Raw genomic sequence first — 21463 nt, forward strand, 5'->3', positions numbered from 1 at the left:
GGGGCGGGTCAGGCGCATCGTCAGTCCGTAGAACGGGGCAGGGCGGCGGGCCATCGCAGCTCAATGCCAAAGCCCGGAGCACAGTCTGGCAGCACCGTGTGGCCCCCGTGCGCGCGTGCCACCAGGTCGGCCAGCACCAGCCCCAGGCCGCGCATGGCGCTGCCTTCGCCATAGGCCTGCTGCTGCAGCGATTGCTGTAAACGGGCTTTGGTGTGGGGCTGGCAGCCATCGCCATCGTCCTGCACGCGCAACACGGTGTCTGCGCCCTCCTGCAGCGCCGTGATGGTGACCTGGTGGGCGTTGAAACGGTGCGAGTTGTCCAGCAGGTTCAGCAACGCGGCGGCCAGCAGATCGGGGTCGGCGTTCACTGGGATGGTTTGTTGGATGGAGATGGCCATGTCGTGAAACGCCAGCGCATCGATGAGCTGGCGCAGGTCAACGTTTTGGCGCTGTGGCTCCATGCCGCTGCGAAACATCATCAGCAGCGCTTGCATGACCCGACCGAGCCTGCCCGCAGCGTCGCGCGCGCGCACCAGGCGCGGCCTTATAGACTCGGGGGCCTCTTTGATCGCCAGGGCCAGTTGCACGTCGATACCCGCCACGGGCGTGCGCAGGGCATGGGCCGCGTGCGAGGTGAACGCACGTTCGCTGATGATCCGCTGCGCCAGCCGGTGCCCCAGGTCGCCAATGGCCTGCTCGATGGGATGCAGCTCCTGCCTCGGTGCGGCCTTGGGCGCGGTGTCGGGCCGAAGGGGGTCATAGTGCTGCACGCCCTGGCCCAGCGCTGCCAGTGGGCGAAGCTCCTGGCGGATGCGCCAATTCATCAGCAGGGCCGACAGCAGGCCCATCGACAGTGCCGCCATCAGCGTGTACCAGACCACTTCACCGTGCACCTCGTCGCGCTCCGTGCGGCTTTGTGCCACCACCAGGAAATGTCCGGGGTGCTGGCTGAATACCGACGTGAAGGCGCGCCATTGCCCGTCTTGCGTCCAGGCGATCGCCTCGGTGGGGGCGGTTTGCAAGGCCAGCTCGGGGGCCTTGTGCGAGCGGCTTTTCACGCGGCCCGACGGAGCGTCCACCACCTGCCAGACCAGGTGTTCCTCATACGAAAAGTGTTTGGTGGCGCTTGGGCCGCTGGTGGTCAGATCGGGCTGGATGGCCATGACGCTGTGAAAAATCTCAGCAGCCTCTCGCAGTTCCTGGTCCATGAGTTCGCCCATTTCGTGGGCGATCACGTACCAGACGACGACGGAGGTCAACAGGCCGAACGCGATGGAGATAAACAGCAGCGATTGGACGAGGCGCCCCCGGATGGACGGCGGTTTTGTCTCGCCCGTGCGCATACCCATGTCGTTAGCCTTTAGAGGCCGTTAGGGCCGTCGGCGGGGAAACGGGTGCAGGAATGCGGTAGCCCATGCCCCGCACCGTCTGGATCACGTCCTTGCCCAATTTGCTGCGCAGATTGAAAACGTGCACCTGCAGCGCGTTGCTGGCCAGGTCGCTTTCCAGCCCCAGCACCAGTGCCTCCAGATCCGACGCGGAAACCGTGCGCCCCGCGCGCAACACCAGCGCCTCCAGCACCGCCCATTCACGGGCGGTCAGCTCCACCCGCTGGCCGTGCAGCCGCACTTCTTTGTCGGCCAGCAGCACATCGACCGCGCCGAATGCCTTGCAGGGCGCGCCGCCGGCCATGCGGCGGAACAGGGCGCGCAGCCGGGCACACAACTCTTCGGGGGCAAAGGGCTTGACCAGAAAATCGTCGGCCCCACTGTCCAGTCCATGGATGCGGTCACTGAGCATATCCCGCGCGGTGAGCACCAGAGCCGGTGTCTTGGCCCCTTTGGCGCGCAGGCTGCGCAGCCAGTCGAGGGCGGAGCCGTCGGGCAGGTTCCAGTCCAGCAGCCAGGCGTCGTAGGGCTCTGTCACCAGGCCCCGGGCTTGCGCCAGGGTGGTGCACCAGTCCACCAGATAGCCGTCGTGCTGCAGAAAATCCCGCAAGCCTTCGCCCAGAGTGTGATCGTCTTCCAGCAGCAACAGTCGCATGCGAACCTGGTCCGTCAAAAGTGCTGCTTGGTGCCGGTGACCATGGCCCGCACGAGGCGCACCCGCTCCAGCCGCCCCATCACGATGGCCGCCGCAGCGTGCAACCCTGCCGCCAGCAGCAGTCCGTTGGCCAGCACCTCGTGCAACTCCATCAGCCATTCTTCGCCGAAGAATGTGTCGGTGGTTTGCATCCACCCCGTTACGCCCAGGGCCAGAACGATGGCCATCAAGGCCAGCATCATCAGCGCCCCGAGGGGGTTGTGGCCCACGTAGACCGGATGCTCGCCATTGCGAAGTGCGCCCAGGTGCTTTGCCAGTCTGCGCGGGGTGGGGAAAAAGTCACTGAACCGGGCGTGGCGGCTGCCTACGAAGCCCCAGACCAGCCTCGCCAGCACCAGGGCGCTGGCGGTGTAGCCCACCCACTCGTGTGCTGTTTTTCCGGGCTCCAGAACAAACTGGTTCAGGACCACGCAGCTCACCAGGCTCCAATGAAAAATGCGGACAAACGGGTCCCACACCTTGGTGGCGGCAGGGGGGTGGTGGAGAGGGACGGGCTTCATGGGCGACTCGGGGTGCAGGCGAGGGGCAGGACGGGACGCTTCGCTCGGGCTTACTTGCGCTCGATTTCAGCGCCAGTGGCGGGGTCGAAATAGATCTCCACCTTCTTGCCCGCCTTGTCCAGGCCATAGATTTCGTAGCACTTGCCTTTGCTGACCTTGAAGGTCCGGATCTGGTAGCCCTGCTTTGCGAGCCCTGCCTTGAAGTCGGCTTCTTTCATCCATTTTTCTTCTGGAACGTTGCAGGTGGGGCCCGCAAATGCAGCGGTAGAACCAAGGGCGAGAACAAGGGCGGTGATGTGCAGTTTCATGGTGAATGTTGGTGTCAGTGGGTTTGAACATGTGGACTGACTGCCCACAAACTGCATTGGACGCGGCCAAGATTAAGTGGGGATGAAGCCGCACTGCGGCGCGCCGGACACAGGCCACAGATGCGCTGCACCTCCAGGAAATCAGTTGGAACAGGGGGGATGGTGGAAGGTGCTGCGGTGAGTGGGGCCGCCGCAGACAACGCAAGGACAGCCTTCGGCAGTCAATCGGCTTGGCGGACGGATCTGGGCCTGGATATCGCTGGCTGTAGCGCAACCGAGCTGCTCCGTTCGCGAGGGACTTGCCCCCCGCGTCGCACCCTACGTGGGCAGTGGCCTTCGTGCTAACCGCTCAGCACCCGCGCAAACAGCTCGTTGCGAAAGTGGATGCCAAGGCGCGCAAAGGCGCGGTTACGGTAGGTTTTGACCGTGGGCACGCCCAGCCCCAGGTCGCTGGCGATGCCCTCGTGTGTCATGCCCTGCAGCAGGCGGGCGCACACGTCCAGCTCGCGGTCCGTGAAGTCGGCGTGAAGGCGCAGCAGGCGCTCACGCAGCGCGGGCAAGCTGGCGGGCAGGGTGCCGTGCCGGACGGGGTGTTCGGCCTGCGGCAATGCCAAGCCGGCGCTTCCAGACTGTGGCCAGACGGCGGGCGCCAGGGTGTCGCTGTGCGACAGTGCAATGTGTTTGCGTGCCAGCGCCAGCAGCACGGGCGCCACCACCTCGAAGCCGCCGATGTGGGCATCGCGGAAGGGTTTTTGGTGCTGGTGGCGGTAGAAGTTGACGGCAAATACCGATCCATCGCTTTCGTATTCGACCACCGACACGCGCTCGGCCACGCCATGGGCCTCGTACACCCGGGCGCGATGCTCTCCATCGACCTCCCGGGCCGTCAGGTGGCACAGGCGGGTAGGGGATTCTGCGGGCGCCGCTTCGTCAAAGGAGCGGCCCCAGGTGCGGTCATGGCGGTAGGGGCCTGAGAGGTAGGCCCACCAGCAGTCCTGCGTGGTGTCTGGCACGCCCAGGCTGGCCGACATGAACAGCGTGGGCTTGCAGCGATGCCCTGTGCGGTACACCGACCACGAGGCAGCGGGCAGCACAGGGGCCAGGTCCTGCAGCAAGCCAGTTGCAAAACCGGGCTCGCCCAGCCGGTGCACCATGCCTGCCAGCGCATGGCCCGCCGGGCCCGTGGTGGCCTGCCTGCCAGTGGCAGACGGTGGGGAAGGGGTCCATTGCCTCATGGCGGGCAGGGGTGGGGGTTACGCCGTGTCATTGCGTTGTCATCCTCTGGGATGACAGGGGGTTTGCGCCACGGGATTTACGCTAGGTTTATAACCAATAGGGCTTACGCAAACCGGGATGCAGCGGCCGCCTCGCTCTGGGGTGAACCGCTTGCCTGACCCCTGTTTTGCGTAAGTCATGACTAATTCTGTAGCCCAAGCCCTCTTATGCCTGACCTACCGACCCTGGCCGAACCTCGGCTGAAGTTCTTTGCCGACCTGCGTGTGGAAGTGGGGGCACCCCAGCAGGTGGGGCAGACCGTGCATGGCCTGCGCCGCCTGATTCCCATCATCGGCGGTACCGCCACGGGCGATGGCTGGAGCGCCCGGGTGCTGCCGGGTGGTGCGGATTTTCAGCTCATCGTGAATGACCGGCTGTCAGAGCTGGACGCGCGCTACGTGCTGGAGACCGACGCAGGCGACTTCATCTATGTACAGAACCGGGCCGTGCGCTCCGGGCCGCCGGAGCTGATTGCCCGCCTAGTGCGCGGCGAGCCGGTGGACCCGGCGCAGATCTACTTCCGCTGCAGCCCGAGTTTCGAGACCGCTGCCCCCGCGCTCTCCTGGATGGGCGAGCGCATGTTTGTGGGCACGGGTGCCCGCTATCCCGACGCTGTGGTCATGCGTTTTTTCGAGCTGCTTTAGAAGCCCGGTTCCTCCTTCTGACCACCCCTCGCTGCATTCTTTTTTCCCTTGACCCGCCTGACAGAACTCCTGGAGACAACCATGAAGCCTTCTTTCCATTCCGCCCCCGCCGCCGCTGCACGAAAAAGCGGCACACGCCGCACGCTGCTTGCCGCAGCAGTCACTGTGGCCGCCAGCCTGCTGCCCTGGTCGGGCGCGCAGGCGCAAGCCAGTGGTGGCGCATATCCGAACAAGCCGGTGCGCATCATCGTGGGCTTTCCGGCGGGCACGGGGCCCGACATCGTCGCGCGCCTGCTGGCGCAAAAGTTGTCGGAAGGCTGGGGCAACCTGGGCGTGATCGTGGACAACAAACCTGGCGCGGGCGGCCTCATTGCTGCGGGCGAGGCAGCCCGCGCCGCGCCGGACGGCTACACGATCATGCTGGGCGAGACAGGCCAGCTCAGCATCGCCCCGAGCAGCTACAACAAGCTGCCCTACGACCCGGCCAAGGACTTCGCCGCTGTGAGTCAGGTGGTCACGTCCGACTTTGTGCTGCTGGTCAACCCCCAAAAGGTGCCGGCACGCAACGTGAAGGAGTTTGTGGACTGGACCAAGCAGCAAAGGGGCCTGTTCCTGGCAACCTTTGGCGCGGGCACGCCGGGGCATTTTGGTGCCTTCATGTTTGGCGACGCGGTCAAGCTCAAGCCAGAGCCCGTGCACTACAAGAACACGTCGGATGCGCTGGGCGGCCTGTTCAGTGGCGACGTGCAGGGCGTGTTTGCCAGCGTGGGGCTGGCCGCGCCCAACGTGAAGGCTGGAAAGCTCGCCGCGCTGGGCACCACCGGGGCCACGCGCACGCCCACGCTGCCCGATGTGCCCACCATCAAGGAGCAGGGCTACGCCAATCTGGAGTTCTCATCGTGGTTTGGCATCGTGGCACCCACCAAGACGCCCCCGAGATCATTGCCAAGCTCAATGCCGACATCGTGCGGGCCGTGCAGTCGCCTGAAGGCAAGGCCAAGATGGAAGAGGCCGGTTTCCGCGTGACGGGCACCAGCCAGCACGACTTTGCCCGCACCATTGCCGCCGACACGGTGACCTGGGGCAAAGCGGTGGCCGCCACGGGTTTCAAGGCCGATTGATGTGCCCAGACGCTAGGGCTACGCCATCTGCGGCGTAGCCCAAGTGTCCTGAGTTGGAAATTCATTTCATAAAGACGCCCAGAATCGCCGCCATACTGCGTTGCAAATCCTCGCGATAGCTACGGCTATCGCTGTGGTTTGCGCCTTGCCTGGCGACGATTTCGACATCTTTATTTCATCAACGAACTTCCAACTCAGGACACTAGCAGGTTCTCAGCAGGATTAACGAGATGCCTTGGGTGCGGGCAGCTGCAGCTGTGCCTCCTGCACCACGCGAACGCAGTCCTTCAAGTGCTGCTCGCCCAGGTAGCGCAGCGTGGCATAGCCAATGGTGGCAGCCACAGCCTGGCCCGCGAGAGGAACATATTTGGCGGCCTGTTTGGTCGTCAGGCGAAGACCCACGGTCTGCGTGGCGCGGATGACCAGCTCGCGCGTGATCAGCTTGCCGATCAGCACCGACCCCACAAGGCTCACCGCTTTTTGCACCTGCTCGCGCTTGTTCGGGTCGAGTTGGTCAATCTGCGCCGCCGACAGGCCGAACTCGGCATTGATCTGCGGTAGCAGGCGTGAGAGCAGCGCGGCATCCACCGCCCAATCGAGCCCGGGCACGGGAACGGCACTGGCGGCGGCAGCCACCAGGGCACGCCGATGGAGCAATTTGCGGCTGCGTTGCACGGCGGCAGCCAAGGCGGGATTGCCAGCTGCCATCTGCAGGGAAGTGGGCATGGTTGGGTGGTATTGAATGAAATGTCGGTGAAAGAAGGGGCGGCTGCCAACAGTAGCAGTGAATCCATCATTTCATCAGTTTTTGCCCTTTACAAGGCTGTATACCGCCAGCAGCAGCATGGCGCCCACCACCGATGCGATCCAGCCTGCGGCCTCGCCCTGCTGGTACCAGCCCATGGCCAGGCCCAGATAGCTGGCCAGAAATGAACCCGCCACCCCGAGCAGTGCGGTCATGATCCACCCCAGTTTGTCATCCCCCGGCTTGAAGGCCCGGGCCAGAAGACCCACCACCAGACCGACCACCAGCGTTCCGATCAATGACACCATAATTGTTTCCCCTTGTGTTGTTACGACGGCGATGCGCTGACTCTAAGTAAGGCGGGAAAGTGGGGGTGTCGGACAACGCGCCCTGTGGGCGTCCCGTCTGGTGGAGCGCCGTCGCCTGTTCTCGCCGTGCTTTCGCTCCGCGTGTCGGCGCCGTTGGATGACGCTGCAAGCGGTCGGTAGCGGGTTGTGGGTGCTGTCTGACATCCTGGTGCGGCGGGTGCTTGCCAAGCCAGCGTGCGCTGGGCCCTACATTCAAGCGTCTGCACTTTAAGGAAGACTGATGACCCAAATCCCTAAAACCCGTTCTTTCTCCCTGGTGTTGATGGCCGCGCTGGCCTTGGGTGGCGCCGTGGCGCTGCCCACCACTGCGGCCGCACAAAATGGCGATGAGGCTTCGCTGGCGCGCGGTGCGGTACCGGACACGACCCCTCAGCAACGCTACCAGACCGCCATCCGCGAGGCAGGTGGAGGCATCAAGGTCAGCCTGGAGGAATGCCGCACCATGGCTGCGGCGGAGCGCAGAAGCTGTGAGTCCCAGGCCCGGGCACGCTATCAGGCCGACATGGCCACGGCCAAAGCCATGTTGCGTGACCCTTCGCTGGGGCCGGTGAATGTGGTGGGAGGCCCGATCCGCAGCACCGAAACGGTGTACGAGATCAAAAAGTAACCGGTGCCGCAGGCTGGTGGTTACTTGGCTTGCGCGGACTCGCCGTCGGCATTGCCCGCCACGCGGCGCGCACCATTGAAGCGGCGGGCCCAGTAGGCCACGCCCATGTCTTCCACACGGATCTGGGCGCCGCTGCGGGGAGCATGGATGAACTTGTTGTCCCCCACGTAGATGCCCACGTGGCTGAAATTGCGGCGCATGGTGTTGAAGAACACCAGATCACCCGGCTGGAGTTCTTTTTTGTCGATGACCTGGGTGGCGGCAGCTTGCTGATCTGCACGGCGGGGCAGCAAAAGGCCCACGGTCTGTTCGTACATGGCACGCACGAAGCCGCTGCAGTCAAAGCCTGTTTCGGCACTGCTGCCACCACGCTTATAGGGCACGCCCAGAAACCCCATGGCGTTGACCACCAGGGAGGATGCCTGGTCGGCCACGGTGTGGGCCCGGTCCGCCACCTTGTGGCTCACGTCTTCCAGCCGCGTCAGCAGGCCTTTGTCCGTGATGAAACGGTCCATATCGTCAGGGTTTGCCGCTTGCGGCGCAGCCTGGGCGGTGGTGGCGCAGGCCAGGAGAAGTATGCAAAGCCATCGGGACATGGGGGCGAAGGGTAACACGCAACGCTTGCTTATCGAAAATAATCACCTTTGCAAGCCGTTGATTTCGTTGAAGTAAATCAAAACCCCGGGTTTCCCCAGGGATCACAAGGCCCTGGAAGCCCCTGCAGGCACACTCCGACGATGCACCTCGGGCGTCGCCCGGGGACGGGGGGTTTCCATCGCTTTTTCAGGAGCGCAGCCTTATGAAATTCAAGTCAAAAATGCCTCCAGCGCTTGCTGTAAAAGCGCAAGCAGCTATCTTTTTGGTAGTGGCAGGGGTTTCGGTCAGTGCTGACGCCCAGAACACCACACCGGCGGTGGCGCTGGTGCCCGTGGCCCAGGGCCTGGATCACCCTTGGGCGGTGGCCTTTTTGCCGCAGGGGCAGTTTGTGATCACTGAGCGGCCGGGGCGCATGCGGGTTGTCAGTGCCAGCGGGCAGGTCAGCCCCCCACTGGCGGGAGTGCCTGCTGTGGCAGCAGGCGGGCAGGGTGGTCTGCTGGACGTGGTGACAGACACCGCCTTTGCCCGCAACCGCCGCATCTTCTTTTGTTTTTCCGAGCCCGCAGCGGCGGGCGCACGTGGCAACAGCACGGCGCTGGCCCGGGCCACGCTGTCCGAGGATGCTCGCAGCCTGCAAGACGTCAAGGTGATCTTCAGCCAGCGGCCCAAGGTCGACAGCAGCCTGCATTTTGGCTGCCGCATCGTGCAGGCTGCGGATGGCAACCTGTTCCTGACCCTGGGTGACCGCTACCACCGCAAGGACGATGCCCAAAAGCTCGACAACCACCACGGCAAGATCATCCGCATCACCCCCGAAGGCGCTGTGCCGCCCGACAACCCGTTCGCCAAACAACCTGGCGCCTTGCCCGAGATCTGGAGCTACGGCCACCGCAATCCCCAGGGCGCAACGCTGGGGCCAGACGGCAAGCTGTGGATGCACGAACACGGCCCACAGGGTGGCGACGAAATCAACCAACCCCAGCCGGGCCGCAACTACGGTTGGCCGGTGATTACCTATGGCGAAAACTACGGCGGCGGCAAGCTGGGCGAAGGCACAGCCAAGGCGGGCATGGAGCAGCCGCTGCACTACTGGGTGCCGTCGATTGCGCCGTCGGGCGTGGCTTTTCTGACCAGCGCGCGCTATGGCGCAGCGTGGCAGGGGAGCCTGTTCATCGGTTCGCTCAAATTTGGCACCCTGCACCGCCTGGAGGTGGCTGGCGGCAAGGTACAGCGTGAGGAAAAACTGCTGCAAGGCAATGGCGAACGTATCCGTGATGTCCGCCAGGGGCCGGATGGCTTGCTCTATATGGTGACTGACAGCCCGCAAGGCCGGTTGCTGCGCTTGCAGCCTGAGTGATGGGAAGGGCAGCGTCGACTTGACCCAGGTCATGCAGCCCGCAATTTCCGCTGGGTCAACGCTGAGGCGCAGGGTGTTCCCGAGGCGCTGGAATGCTCTTTGGAGTTAGGCTGGCGCAATGCATGCCGAGCCTTCCTCTTCTTCATCAACAGCCTCAGCGCCCCCAGCGCCATCCGCCTCGGCCGACGCGCCACCCCGCTCCCAACTGGCCCTGCGCCGCGTGGCGATAGACACCTGGCGCGAAAACGTGGCCTATCTGCACCGTGACTGCGCCGTATACCGGGCGGAGGGCTTCCAGGCCCTGTCCAAGATCGAGGTGCGCGCCAATGGCCGCCGTATCCTGGCCACGGTCAACGTGGTGGACGACCCTGCCATCGTGGGTTGCAACGAGCTGGGCCTGTCGGAAGACGCGTTTGCCCAGCTGGGCGTGGACAACGGCCACACCGTGTCGGTCGCCCAGGCCGAGCCTCCCGAATCGATGGGCGCGCTGTTCCGCAAGATCGCCAGCGAGCGCCTCACCCGCGAGGACTTCGGCGCCATCGTGCGCGACATCGCCGACCACCGGTATTCCAAGATCGAACTCACCGCCTTTGTAGTGGCCTGCCACCGCAGCGAGCTGGACCGGGAGGAGGTGTTCTTCCTCACCGATGCCATGGTGGCCAGCGGCCGGCGCCTGGACTGGCACGAACCGCTGGTGGTGGACAAGCACTGCATTGGCGGGATACCGGGCAACCGCACCACCATGCTGGTTGTGCCCATAGTGGCGGCGCACGGCATGTTGTGCCCCAAGACGTCTTCGCGTGCCATCACCTCGCCTGCCGGCACGGCCGACACCATGGAGGTTCTGGCCAAGGTCGAGCTGCCGCTGGAGCAGCTGGCCGACATCGTGCGCGACTACCGGGGCTGCCTGGCCTGGGGCGGCACGGCCAACCTGTCGCCCGCCGACGATGTGCTGATCTCGGTGGAGCGGCCGCTGTCCATCGACTCTGCCGGGCAGATGGTGGCGTCCATCCTGTCCAAAAAGGTGGCGGCCGGTGCCACGCACCTCGTGCTCGACATTCCCATCGGCCCCACGGCCAAGGTGCGCTCCATGCCCGACGCACAGCGTCTGCGCCGCCTGTTTGAATATGTGGCGCGGCGCATGGGCCTGTCGCTGGACGTGGTCATCACCGATGGCCGCCAGCCCGTGGGCAACGGCGTGGGCCCGGTGCTGGAGGCGCGCGACGTGATGCGCGTGCTGCAGAACGATCCGCGCGCACCCGACGACCTGCGGCAGAAGGCGCTGCGCCTGGCTGGGCGCCTGATCGAGTGCGACCCTGATGTGCGCGGCGGCGACGGCTACGCGATTGCGCGCGACATTCTTGACTCCGGCCGGGCGCTGGCGCGCATGAACGCCATCATCGCCGCCCAGGGCGGCACAGGGTTTGACCACAACCACCCGGCACTGGGTGTACTGACACTGGACGTGGTGGCCCCCGCCAGCGGCGTGGTCGCGGGCATCGACAACTACCAGATCGCCCGCGTGGCCCGACTGGCCGGTGCGCCCAAGGTGCCCGGCGCGGGGGTGGACCTGATGCACAAGCTGGGCGACACCGTGGCTGCCGGGGACGTGCTGTACCGCGTGCATGCCAGCTACCCGGCCGACCTGGAGTTTGCGCGCCACGCGTGCGAGGGGGACAGCGGCTACCGCCTGGGGACCGCCGACGAGGTGCCCAAGGTTTTTGTGGAGTTCTGACAGTGACTGTTGCCCCCCACCAAGCGTGTCTGCTGTACTTTGCCGACGAAGAGGCCCCTGCGCTGCGCCTGGCGCAGGCAGCTGGCATGACTGCCCAGGCCGTCGAGCGCCACCGCTTCCCCGATGGTGAACTCAAGCTGCGTTTGCCCGTCAGCGCTGCGGGCCGCCTGCCCCGGCGGGTGGTGCTGCTGCGCAGCCTGCACCAGCCCAATGAAAAGCTGGTGGAACTGCTGCTGGCCGCGCGCACGGCCCGCAGCCTGGGCGCGCAGCAGCTCACGCTGGTAGCGCCGTACCTGGCCTATATGCGGCAGGACATCGCCTTCCACCCTGGCGAGGCCGTGAGCCAGCAGGTGGTGGGCGGGTTTCTGGCGGGCCTGTTCGACGCGGTGATCACGGTGGACCCGCACCTGCACCGCATCGAGCGGCTGGAGCAGGCCATCCCTGTGCCGCAGGCGGTGGTGCTCAGCGGCGCCGAGCCACTGGCCGATCTGATCGCTGATCGGCGCCCCAATGCACTCCTGGTAGGCCCGGACGGCGAATCCGCCCAGTGGATCGCCCAGGCCGCCGCCCGCCACGGTTTTGACCATGCTGTCTGTACCAAGGTCCGCCATGGCGACCGCGATGTCGCCATCGAACTGCCCCCACTCAAAGCACAGGGCCGGGCCGTGGTGCTGCTGGACGACATGGCCAGCACCGGCCGCACGCTGGCGTTGGCGGCGCGGCTGCTGCTGCAGGCGGGCGCGGCATCGGTGGATGTGGCTGTGACGCACGCACTGTTTGCGGGCGATGCGCTGCAGGTGCTGCATGAAGCCGGGGTGGGGGAGGTGTGGAGCACGGACTGCATCCCGCACCCGAGCAACGCCGTGCCCATGGCCGGGCCGCTGGCCTCCGCGCTGCAGTCCGTCCTTCGCACCTGAAAACCCCGGGCTCGGGCTGCGACAATGCGCCATTGCCTCCGACGCTGCGCCCGCACAGCGATTCAACGAATACAGAAACGGTCCCACCATGCTGCTTGACGCCACCGAATCCCAACTCGTCCTGGTCGATTACCAGGAGCGCCTGATGCCCGCCATCTTTGAAGGCCCCGCCGTGCTGGCCAACGCCCGCCGCCTGGCCGAGGTGGCCCGCATGCTGGACGTACCCGTGTGGGGCACCGAGCAAAACCCCTCGCGACTGGGTGCGAACGACCCCGCGCTGCGTGCCCTGTGCCAGAAGACCCTGGCCAAGATGCACTTCAGTGCCGCCGAAGAAGGCCTGGGCGAATGGCTGCGCCCCCCGGCCAAGCCCCAGCAGGGCGGCAACGCGCGCAGCCTGCCCAAGCACCTTCAAAAACCCGCTCAGCAGGAGCCCGAGCGCGGCACCATCGTCATTGCCGGGTGCGAAGCCCATGTCTGCCTGCTGCAGACCGCGCTTGATTTGCTGGAGGACGAGTTTGAGGTGTGGGTGGTGACCGACGCCTGCGGCTCGCGCACCGAACGCAACCGCGACGCCGCCTTCGACCGCCTGGCCGGCGCGGGCGCCGAGCTGGTGACCACCGAGATGGTGGCGTTTGAATGGCTGGGCACCTGCGAGCACCCGGCGTTCAAGGATGTGCTGGGCTTGATCAAGTAGCCAGTTTTTGAGTCTTTTTGCCCTCTGGTGCTTATCTATCAAGCGCTAGCAGCTATCGAAATAGTAGTATTCGTTAGACACCACCGAGGGCGCTGATTGCTCCCATTCGCCCATGTCCCCTGTCTTGATTGGTCTCGTTCTGCTCGTGGTGTTGCTGGTCCTGAATGTCCAGGCCACCCGCCAGATTGTGCGCACCGGTCTGCAAGGTTTTCGCAAAACGATGCTGACGGGCGGTGTGTGGGTGCTGCCGTTCCTGGGCGCCTGGCTGGTGAAGATCCACCTGCAGTCCGCCGCAGTGCCTGCGCCCGGTGAATCTGGTGCAGGGGAGGCCGAGCCAGCCCCTGAGCACCTTGAGGCGCCAGGCGTTGCGAGTTTTGACGTACGGGGGCATCTGCAAAACACACAGAATCTGCCGCAGCTGGATTGGCCCGCGCTGGACGCCTGGGCCCACGGCGCGGGCGATCGCGCACCGGCGGCCGTGGCCGACGCGCTGAACCAGGGCCGACGCGCCTGGCTGCTGCACCTGCGCGATGCGCTGGGCACGCACATGCATCTGCACGAAGGGGCGGATTGCTTCATCCTGTCGCCGCTGGAACCGTCAGTGGCGCGTGCCACCGCGCGCTATGTGACCACCACGCGTCAGCGCATCGACCGGCTGCTCAAAGGCATGGCGCATTTCCCCGTGGCAGAAAAAAGCATCCTGCTGGTGCTGGACGATGAAGACACCTACTACCACTACGTGGCGCAGTTCTATGGCGAGGACGGCGAGTTTGCGCGCAGCGGCGGCATGTTCATCCACTTCGGCTGCCCGCATTTTGTGGTCGTGGCGGCCGACCTGGCAGCCATCGAGCCGGTGATTGCCCACGAGATGACGCACAGCGCGCTGGCCCACCTGCACCTGCCCACCTGGCTGGACGAGGGCCTGGCCGTCAACACCGAGCGCCGCCTGAAGGGCGCGCCACCAGCACAGCACACCCCCGCGCAACTGCACCATCTGCACCAACGCTTCTGGACGCCCGAGCGCATGCAGGAGTTCTGGGCGGGCACGTCGTTTCAGCGCACCGACGACGGCAACCTGCTGTCGTATGAGCTGGCGCGCATTCTGGTGGACCACATGGCGCGCGACTGGGCCGCGTTTACCGCTTTTGTGACCACGGCGCAGCGCCGCGATGCCGGGGCACAAGCGGCGGTCGAGGTGTTGTCCGTGGATCTGGGGAGCAGTGTGGGCGCCTTGCTGGACATTGTCGATAACGACGGCTGGGCGCCAGACCCTGCGCCTTGGGGTGGGGCAGCGGCGTGAGGTAGCACTGGTCAGCGGCGGTCATCCAATTGAAGACACCCGAGCGCCTAAAGCCTATGCTTGGGCAGCCCAACAAGGTGGTTTTTTCATGTACCGACGTTTTTATTCTTCGTCTTCCCCTGTTTTTTTGGTCAACTTGCGCCCCGCGGCGCCTGAAGGGGCGAGGCGGTCGTTCTTTACGTCGTGTGCATGGCTATTGGCGACGTTCACGACGTTGGCGGCGCTCAGTGGCTGCAGTGCAGTCCCACAGGCCGCGGATCCCAACTCCGACGCCCCCGAGGCGGCGTTTGCCCCGCGTGGCCCATTCATCGACGCGCCGACATACGACGAAGCGCTGCAGCGCTGGCAGAGCCCAGAAGACATCAACGCCTGGATTGGCGCGCGGTTCCGGTACGACACAGACCGCGCGATGCAGCTGTCTGAAACCCAGCGCCAGGCTAGCGGGCGCATGCCCATCCTGGCGCCTGACGCCTTTTTTGCAGCCCCCAGCGGCGTGTGTGTGGACGTGGCCCGTTTTGCGCTGGAGACGCTGCGAACCCTGCAACCCGGCGTGCAGCCGCGCTACCTGATGATCGAGTTCGACCCCGTCTCCGTGCGCGGCAACACGCTGCGCCGACACTGGCTGGTGTCGTTCGAACGGGGCGGGCAGCATTATTTTTTTGCCGATTCCAAACGCCCAGGCCACATCGCCGGGCCGTACGCAAGCGTGCAGGCCTTTGTGGACGAATACGCGCACTACCGCGGGCGGCGCATTGTGGCTTTCAGCGAGCGGGAGTCCTATGAGCGCAGGCTGCGCACCCGGGCGGTTGCTGAACCGGCATCGTGAGATGGGTAGAGGTTTGAGCCGCCTCTGAGTGAGCCAAGGTATGACGCATGGAATGGGCCCAAACCCCGATCATTGCGGCACACGGGGCTGTGATTGGAAATATGATTGTTTTTTGCCTCTAGCGCATATCCAACAAGCGCTGATAGCTATCATTTTTAGAGATACAACGAAGCTGTGGACGGGTGTCCAGTCAGTCCCGGCTCAACCCGTGGGCAATGCTGAGGCTTTGGCCTGCACCGGTTGGCCTGCCGCGATCCAGCCGTCGATGCCACCTTGCAGAAAACGCGCCTTGATGCCTGCGGCACGCAGGCGCAACGCGGTGGAACGGCTGACCTCGTGGCCATAGACGCAGTACACCACCACCTCTTCGTCGGTCGGCAGCTCACCGGCCCAGGCGTCGATGGCCGCTGGGTCGCGCCAGGGGGCATTGGGCAGGATGGTGGTGGCGGCGTCGTAAACACCAGCGCGGCGCACATCGATGCGATGGCGTGCCTGCTGCGCGTCTTGTACCGATGCCTCCAAGCCCTCGCTGGCGGCGTGGACCGCGCGCTGGTAGCGCTCGTACACGGCAGCCCAGTCGATATTGGCCATGAAGGCATCGACATATGCGCCCGCTGCAGCGCCGTGGTCGAGGTGGTAGGCATGTTCATACATGTCCAACGCGAGGATGGGCACCCCACCGGCAGCAGCCTGGGTGTGGTCGCTGGCCCGATGGTTGACGAGCGTGCCATCGCGCGGCTGGAACACCAGCAGCACCCATCCCGAGCCGCCGCCCAGTGCCTTGCCCATGGCGACAAACTCTTCACGCCAGCGCTCCGCGCTGCCAAAGCTGGCTGCCAGGGCCAGCAACATGCCGGGGGCAGGGGCGGCGCCACCGCCGCCCAGGCTGCCAAAGTACAGTTCGTGCAGCAGCATCGAATTGCTGGCGATCAGCTCCTCGCGCTTGAGTCCGTTGACGACAAAGCCGGGCGTGGAGGCAAAGTCCAGCCCCGAGAGCTGCGCCCGGATGGCGTTGAGCCGCGCCACCGCACCGCCATAGTTGTTCTGGTGGTGGCTGCGCAGCAGCCTTTCGGACAGGCCGGGCAGCGTGGCCGGGTCAAGGGGAAGGGCTTGGGGGCGTGCTTGCATGGGGATACTCCCGGGAAGTGGATGACAACTGGTTCAGGCCAGCCAGGGTTTGAGGAAGGTCACGGCCAACCCCACGGCCGCGCACAGCCCCAGCAGCGGCATCACCCCCAACTTGAAGCGGAACAGCGCCACCAGTGCGCCCACGGCGATCACCGCCGACATGGCATCGAACGCCCCGCCAAAACCCTTGGGCCATAGGAGGTGGTAGGCAAAAAACAGCGCCAGGTTCAGGATCACACCCACCACAGCGGCGGTGATGGCCGACAGCGGGGCGGTGAAACCGAGCTTGCCGTGGGTGGCCTCTACCGCCGGGCCACCCGCGAGGATGAAGATAAACGAGGGCAGAAAGGTCACGAACGTCACCACGGCGGCGGCGGCTGTGGCGCCGGCAAACAGCGCTTCCGGGCCCCACACCTGCTGCAGCCAGCCGCCCACGAAGCCGACGAAGGCCACCACCATGATCAGCGGGCCGGGCGTGGTCTCGCCCAGCGCCAGGCCATCGATCATCTGCGGGCCGCTGAGCCACTGGTATTGCTCCACCGCGCCCTGGTAGACGTACGGCAGCACGGCATAAGCGCCGCCAAAGGTGACCAGCGCGGCCTTGGTAAAGAACCAGCCCATCTGCGTGAGCGTGCCTTGTACCCCCTGGGTGACGACCAGCGTTGCCATGGCCGCCAGCCACAGCGCCAGACCGGCCGCGAGCACCTTGACCAGGTGGTTGCGTGAGAAGCGCGCGTGCGCGGGCGTGGGGATGTCGTCGTCGATCAGTGCTGGGCCGTAGCCCTTGTGGCCGTCGGCATGGCCGCCTCCGAGGGCAAACACGCCAGGCCAGCGTTGTGCGCCAAAGTAGCCTATCAGCCCGGCCGTCAGGACGATGGCAGGGAAGGGCGTATCGAACGCAAAGATGGCCACAAACGATGCGGCAGCGATGCCCCACATCCAGCGGTTCTTGAGAGCCCGCGTGCCAATGCGGTGCGCTGCGTGCAGCACCAGTGCGGTCACGGCGGGTTTGATGCCATAGAAGATGCCTGCCACCACCGGCACATCGCCAAACCGCAGGTACACCCACGACAGCGCGATCAGGATGAACAGCGAAGGCAGTACAAACAGCGCCCCGGCCACGATGCCGCCCCAGGTGCGGTGCATGAGCCAGCCGATGTAGGTGGCCAGCTGCTGCGCCTCGGGGCCGGGCAGCAGCATGCAGTAGTTGAGGGCGTGCAGAAATCGCTTTTCGCTGATCCAGCGGCGGCGCTCCACCAGCTCGGCATGCATGATCGCAATCTGACCCGCAGGCCCGCCAAAGCTGATGAAACCGAGCTTGAGCCAGAACAGGAAGGCCTCGCCAAAGCTTACGGGGGTGGGGCGGTCCAGGGCGGAGGGGGCGGGCGCAGGGGTGAGGGTGGTCATGGTGCGGCACTGGTCAGCGGAGCCTGGGAGGATGGAAGGGTGGGCGGCACGGCATACAAGGCGTCGAACACCTGCGCAGCGGCCTGGGCGAGGGCATCGTCATCGGCATGCACTTCGCGCAGGCCAGCCAGCACGGCCTCCAGCCCGGCGGCTTCGGGCACGGGCATGCCACCGGTGTCCAGGTAGTGCACGGCGCGTGCCAGGCGCTGCAGGCGGGGGTCGGCTTCGAACCCGAAGCTGGCAATGAGCACCTCGAAGGTCACCAGGGCACCCACGTGGGTAAACCGGGCGCCGTCAAAGTCAAAGCCCTGGACATCAGCAGGCGGCGATGCCGGATCGGCCAGCCACACAAAACGCGCACCCGGGTCGACGAATCGGCGGATCAGCCAGGCGCAGGCCAGGCGGTCCACCCAGGGCCGCGCCCGCGTCGCCCAGCGCTGGTTCTGGAACTGGGCGGTGTCAAGGCGCTTGATGCCATGGGCGGGCAGGGCGGCAGGCTCCCCCCGCGAGAAGCAGGCGTCCAGCGCCTGACGCAGGCTGGCCATGTCAGCATCGGCCTGCGCGGCTGCGGCGCCGGGGTAGTAGTCGATGCGGTGCAGTGCCTGCAGTGCATCGGCAACGTTGCGCTGGCGGCGGCGCGCTTCGGTTTCCGTGAGCTGTGCGAGCTCGGCTTGCAAGGCGGTGGCCGTGTCGCGCCACTGCGTGAAGGCTTCCGTGCGGTCGAACAGCGCTTCGATCTCCTGGCGCTGCACGTTGTCAGTAGCAGTCAGGGTCAGCAGCATGGCCGTCCCCCCGTGTTCTCGCACCTCGGCGGCGATGGGCGCCAGCAGGCCTGCGTGTTCTTCAGGCAGTAGGTAGGCGCCGTCGCGCAGGGCGGCGCAACCCAGTGCCTTGAGATTGCGCCAGATGCGCAGCCGCACGGCGTTGGGCTGCGTCGGCAGCGTCATGATGAGGGTGGACCACATGGTATTGAAGTATATGCATTAAGTAGTGAAATAGTTATTTCTACTTCAAAAATCGTGATCACCAAAGATTCCTTGCATGCCGGGTGCTTCTGGTCATACAAGGGAGCGGAGCGGGCGAAAAGGCATGAGGTACACAGGAGCAGCGCACAGTGCAGGGCGGCAGTCGCTTTGTCCATGGAGATGTGGCCCCGTGTAAGTGGGCTCAGGGCCGATGCCAAGCCCTGCGTCAGTTTGCCGCAAGCCCGTTATGAATAATTATGAATTCAAAACCTGCTGTCTTGGCAGGCCGAGAGAGATGCCGAGGAGACCCCCACAATGACCGCTTACGCTGATTTCTACCGCCAGTCCATCGACCACCGCGACGCCTTCTGGAGCGAACAGGCCCAGCTGATCGACTGGAAGACGCAGCCCCAGCAGGTGTGCGACTACAGCAACCCGCCCTTTGCCAAATGGTTTGTGGGCGGCACCACCAACCTGTGCCACAACGCAGTAGACCGGCACCTGGCCACGCGCGCCAGCCAGGCGGCGCTGGTGGCCATTTCGACCGAAACCGATACCGAGCGCAGCTACAGCTTTGCCGAGCTGCATGCTGAAGTGCAGCGCATGGCGGCCGTGCTGCAGGGCCTGGGGGTGAAGAAGGGCGACCGCGTGCTCATCTACATGCCCATGATTGCCGAGGCCGCGTTTGCCATGCTGGCTTGCGTGCGCATTGGGGCGCTGCATTCGGTGGTGTTTGGCGGCTTTGCCTCGGGCTCGCTGGCCTCGCGCATTGAAGACGCTGAACCCGTGGCTGTGGTCAGCGCCGATGCCGGGTCGCGCGGTGGCAAGCTGGTGCCCTATAAACCGTTGCTGGACGAGGCCATTGCCCTGTCCAAACACAAGCCTGCCGCCGTGCTGATGGTGGACCGGGGCCTGGCCCCCATGCACCTGCAGCCCGGCCGCGACCATGAATGGGCGCCACTGCGCGAGCAGCACCTGAACACCGTGGTGCCCTGCGAATGGGTGGAATCCACCCACCCTAGCTACACGCTGTACACCAGCGGCACCACGGGCAAACCCAAAGGCGTGCAGCGCGACACCGGTGGCTACACCGTGGCGCTGGCCGCCAGCATGAAGCACATTTTTGATGCCAAAGCGGGTGACACCTACTTTGCGACCAGCGACATCGGCTGGGTGGTGGGTCACAGCTACATCGTCTATGGCCCGCTGATCGCGGGCATGACGACCATCATGTACGAAGGCTTGCCCACGCGACCCGATGCCGGTGTGTGGTGGAGCATTGTCGAAAAGTACCAGGTCACCCACATGTTCTCGGCACCCACGGCGGTGCGGGTGCTCAAGAAGCAGGACGCCAGCTGGCTCAGGAAGTACAACGTCTCCACCCTCAAGGCCCTGTGGCTGGCGGGCGAGCCGCTGGACGAGCCCACGGCGCAGTGGATCAGCGACGCGCTGCAGGTGCCCATCATCGACAACTACTGGCAGACCGAAACCGGCTGGCCCATCCTGACCTTGGCCAACGGCGTGGAGCAGCAGACCACACGCTTTGGCAGCCCCGGCAAGGCCATGTACGGCTACCACGTCAAGCTGATCGACGAGAGCAACGGCGAAGAGCTGACCGCCCCCAACCAGAAGGGCGTGGTCGCCATCGAAGGCCCGCTGCCCCCCGGCTGCATGCAGACCGTGTGGCGCGACGATGCACGTTTTGTGAACACCTACTGGAAGAGCATTACCGGTCGGCTGATCTACAGCACCTTCGACTGGGGCATCCGCGACGCCGACGGCTACCACTTCATCCTGGGCCGCACGGACGACGTGATCAACGTGGCAGGCCACCGCCTGGGCACGCGCGAGATCGAGGAGAGCGTTGCCTCCCACCCCAACATCGCCGAAGTGGCCGTGGTGGGCGTCGCCGACAGCCTGAAGGGCCAGGTCGCCATGGCATTTGCCGTGGCACGCGATGCGTCGGGCCTCACCGACGATGCCGCGCGCCTCAAGCTCGAAGGCGAGGTGATGAAGCAGGTGGACCACCAGCTCGGCGCCGTGGCCCGGCCGTCGCGTGTGTACTTCGTGACCGTGCTGCCCAAGACCCGCAGCGGCAAACTGCTGCGCCGCGCGCTCCAGGCCGTGGCCGAGCGGCGCGACCCGGGTGACTTGACGACGATGGAAGACCCGGCGGCGCTGCAACAGGTGAAGGACCTGGTGGGGTGACGAGCCTTTTCGACCCGCAGTGGGCTCCGTGCAAGGGCCGCCGTGCTGTTCGCGTGGGGCTTGGCACGCCAGGGCTCAGGAGATCACCAGGGTGAAGTAGCCAAACTCCATGTCGGTCGCTTCGGACACTGCTGTGACGGTGGCGTTGGGATTGGATGTGGTCACGCTGTCAGTCGTGATGCCATTAATGACGGCGTAGACGGAGTAGACATCGCTGATTTCCAACGTGACCTGTTCGAATGAGTTGGGCACCACGACGTCTTGCACTGGCACACCTTGGTGCGTGATGTGGAAAGTAACGGGGCCAAGGCTGGTTTTTTCGAATTGCATCTGGTTGGCAATGCTACTGAGCGTTGTCACCACTTCGAATTCGTAGGTTTGCTGGGAGCGCTGCTGCTTCACCTGCGCCAGAAAACGGGTTGCACCACTGACTGCTATCGGTGCGGAGGTATAGGTGTTGTCTTCCAGTATGGTGCTGGCCGTGATTTCGAAAGTGTCGGCCTCCGGGACGGATAACGTCGCGCCGGGGGCGAGGCCCGGCAGGCGGGCGAGGGCCAGCCCACCCCGGTGAATCACGTACTGGGCGATGTACGAGGTGCTGTTGGTCAAAGTCAAAGCGCTCATGGGACCCCTCCGATAGTAAGAAAAGAACGGAGAT

Annotated in this window: 21 protein-coding genes and 1 pseudogene; 10 read left to right on the plus strand and 12 right to left on the minus strand. The window is 65.1% G+C overall.

All coding sequences use genetic code 11. The features are described from left to right. Window positions 1-20 precede the first annotated feature (20 nt). From EXV95_RS04355 to EXV95_RS04375, 5 genes are all read right to left on the minus strand, one after another. Window positions 21-1349: a HAMP domain-containing sensor histidine kinase gene (locus EXV95_RS04355; protein ID WP_176885943.1), complete on the minus strand. Its 1329-nt coding sequence runs from the start codon at window positions 1347-1349 to the stop codon at window positions 21-23. Window positions 1350-1353: 4 nt separating this feature from the next. Beyond that, on the minus strand, window positions 1354-2043 hold the full coding sequence (locus EXV95_RS04360) for a response regulator transcription factor (RefSeq protein ID WP_176885944.1): 690 nt from the start codon (window positions 2041-2043) through the stop codon (window positions 1354-1356). A gap of 14 nt (window positions 2044-2057) precedes the next feature. Then, window positions 2058-2603 (minus strand): cytochrome b/b6 domain-containing protein, encoded by a 546-nt coding sequence (locus tag EXV95_RS04365; protein WP_121506445.1) that lies wholly within the window; start codon window positions 2601-2603, stop codon window positions 2058-2060. Between the two features lie 50 nt (window positions 2604-2653). Next, the gene (locus tag EXV95_RS04370; RefSeq protein WP_176885945.1) at window positions 2654-2911 is read right to left on the minus strand and encodes a PepSY domain-containing protein; all 258 of its coding nucleotides are present in this window, start codon (window positions 2909-2911) and stop codon (window positions 2654-2656) included. A 341-nt stretch (window positions 2912-3252) separates the two neighbouring features. After that, window positions 3253-4146, minus strand: coding sequence for a helix-turn-helix transcriptional regulator (locus EXV95_RS04375; RefSeq protein ID WP_176885946.1), 894 nt, complete (start codon window positions 4144-4146; stop codon window positions 3253-3255). A gap of 207 nt (window positions 4147-4353) precedes the next feature. Here EXV95_RS04375 and EXV95_RS04380 point away from each other — a divergent pair, with 207 nt between their 5' ends. Further along, entirely contained in the window at window positions 4354-4830 is a 477-nt protein-coding gene (locus tag EXV95_RS04380) for a DUF3237 domain-containing protein (RefSeq protein WP_176885947.1), read from the plus strand. A gap of 81 nt (window positions 4831-4911) precedes the next feature. Continuing rightward, window positions 4912-5951, plus strand: a pseudogene (locus EXV95_RS04385) (Bug family tripartite tricarboxylate transporter substrate binding protein). Between the two features lie 222 nt (window positions 5952-6173). Here EXV95_RS04385 and EXV95_RS04390 read toward each other — a convergent pair. Both EXV95_RS04390 and EXV95_RS04395 read right to left on the minus strand, forming a co-directional pair. After that, complete coding sequence (locus EXV95_RS04390; protein ID WP_055395927.1) at window positions 6174-6677, minus strand: hypothetical protein; 504 nt, start codon at window positions 6675-6677, stop codon at window positions 6174-6176. 75 nt (window positions 6678-6752) lie between these two features. After that, window positions 6753-7004 carry a GlsB/YeaQ/YmgE family stress response membrane protein gene (locus EXV95_RS04395; RefSeq protein WP_055395928.1) on the minus strand — a complete coding sequence of 84 codons (252 nt, stop codon included), beginning with the start codon at window positions 7002-7004 and terminating at the stop codon, window positions 6753-6755. Window positions 7005-7284: 280 nt separating this feature from the next. On the opposite strand from EXV95_RS04395, the gene EXV95_RS04400 reads away from it, so the two are divergent. Continuing rightward, window positions 7285-7671 carry a hypothetical protein gene (locus EXV95_RS04400; RefSeq protein ID WP_176885948.1) on the plus strand — a complete coding sequence of 129 codons (387 nt, stop codon included), beginning with the start codon at window positions 7285-7287 and terminating at the stop codon, window positions 7669-7671. A gap of 20 nt (window positions 7672-7691) precedes the next feature. Here EXV95_RS04400 and EXV95_RS04405 read toward each other — a convergent pair whose 3' ends face one another. Next, window positions 7692-8267, minus strand: a complete 576-nt coding sequence (locus tag EXV95_RS04405) for a C40 family peptidase (RefSeq protein WP_176885949.1) — start codon at window positions 8265-8267, stop codon at window positions 7692-7694. A gap of 203 nt (window positions 8268-8470) precedes the next feature. Here EXV95_RS04405 and EXV95_RS04410 point away from each other — a divergent pair, with 203 nt between their 5' ends. The 6 genes from EXV95_RS04410 (at window position 8471) to EXV95_RS04435 (ending at window position 15097) form a co-directional block, all read left to right on the plus strand. Then, on the plus strand, window positions 8471-9625 hold the full coding sequence (locus EXV95_RS04410; RefSeq protein WP_255484918.1) for a PQQ-dependent sugar dehydrogenase: 1155 nt from the start codon (window positions 8471-8473) through the stop codon (window positions 9623-9625). 205 nt (window positions 9626-9830) lie between these two features. Continuing rightward, window positions 9831-11360 (plus strand): thymidine phosphorylase family protein, encoded by a 1530-nt coding sequence (locus EXV95_RS04415; RefSeq protein ID WP_176888953.1) that lies wholly within the window; start codon window positions 9831-9833, stop codon window positions 11358-11360. A 2-nt stretch (window positions 11361-11362) separates the two neighbouring features. After that, window positions 11363-12277, plus strand: coding sequence for a ribose-phosphate diphosphokinase (locus tag EXV95_RS04420; protein WP_176885950.1), 915 nt, complete (start codon window positions 11363-11365; stop codon window positions 12275-12277). An 88-nt stretch (window positions 12278-12365) separates the two neighbouring features. Then, the gene (locus tag EXV95_RS04425; protein ID WP_121420141.1) at window positions 12366-12971 is read left to right on the plus strand and encodes an isochorismatase family protein; all 606 of its coding nucleotides are present in this window, start codon (window positions 12366-12368) and stop codon (window positions 12969-12971) included. Window positions 12972-13083: 112 nt separating this feature from the next. Continuing rightward, entirely contained in the window at window positions 13084-14271 is a 1188-nt protein-coding gene (locus EXV95_RS04430; protein WP_176885951.1) for a hypothetical protein, read from the plus strand. Between the two features lie 196 nt (window positions 14272-14467). Beyond that, the gene (locus EXV95_RS04435; RefSeq protein ID WP_176885952.1) at window positions 14468-15097 is read left to right on the plus strand and encodes a hypothetical protein; all 630 of its coding nucleotides are present in this window, start codon (window positions 14468-14470) and stop codon (window positions 15095-15097) included. Between the two features lie 201 nt (window positions 15098-15298). Here the strand turns inward: EXV95_RS04435 and EXV95_RS04440 are convergent, their stop codons facing one another. The 3 genes from EXV95_RS04440 to EXV95_RS04450 are packed head-to-tail and all read right to left on the minus strand — an operon-like array spanning window position 15299 to window position 18597. Beyond that, window positions 15299-16225: a Fe-Mn family superoxide dismutase gene (locus EXV95_RS04440; protein WP_176885953.1), complete on the minus strand. Its 927-nt coding sequence runs from the start codon at window positions 16223-16225 to the stop codon at window positions 15299-15301. 33 nt (window positions 16226-16258) lie between these two features. Further along, window positions 16259-17632 (minus strand): chromate efflux transporter, encoded by a 1374-nt coding sequence (gene chrA / locus EXV95_RS04445; RefSeq protein WP_176885954.1) that lies wholly within the window; start codon window positions 17630-17632, stop codon window positions 16259-16261. Then, a complete protein-coding gene (locus tag EXV95_RS04450) occupies window positions 17629-18597 on the minus strand; it encodes a chromate resistance protein ChrB domain-containing protein (protein WP_176885955.1) in 969 nt (322 codons plus the stop codon). The genes chrA and EXV95_RS04450 overlap by 4 nt, the downstream gene beginning before the upstream one ends. A 315-nt stretch (window positions 18598-18912) precedes the next feature. Here EXV95_RS04450 and EXV95_RS04455 point away from each other — a divergent pair, with 315 nt between their 5' ends. Further along, window positions 18913-20805 (plus strand): propionate--CoA ligase, encoded by a 1893-nt coding sequence (locus tag EXV95_RS04455; RefSeq protein ID WP_176885956.1) that lies wholly within the window; start codon window positions 18913-18915, stop codon window positions 20803-20805. Between the two features lie 75 nt (window positions 20806-20880). Here EXV95_RS04455 and EXV95_RS04460 read toward each other — a convergent pair whose 3' ends face one another. Further along, entirely contained in the window at window positions 20881-21429 is a 549-nt protein-coding gene (locus EXV95_RS04460) for a hypothetical protein (RefSeq protein ID WP_176885957.1), read from the minus strand. Between the last annotated feature and the right edge of the window lie 34 nt (window positions 21430-21463).

This window comes from Acidovorax sp. JMULE5 (assembly GCF_013376875.1).
Classification (GTDB): Bacteria; Pseudomonadota; Gammaproteobacteria; order Burkholderiales; family Burkholderiaceae_C; genus Acidovorax; species Acidovorax facilis.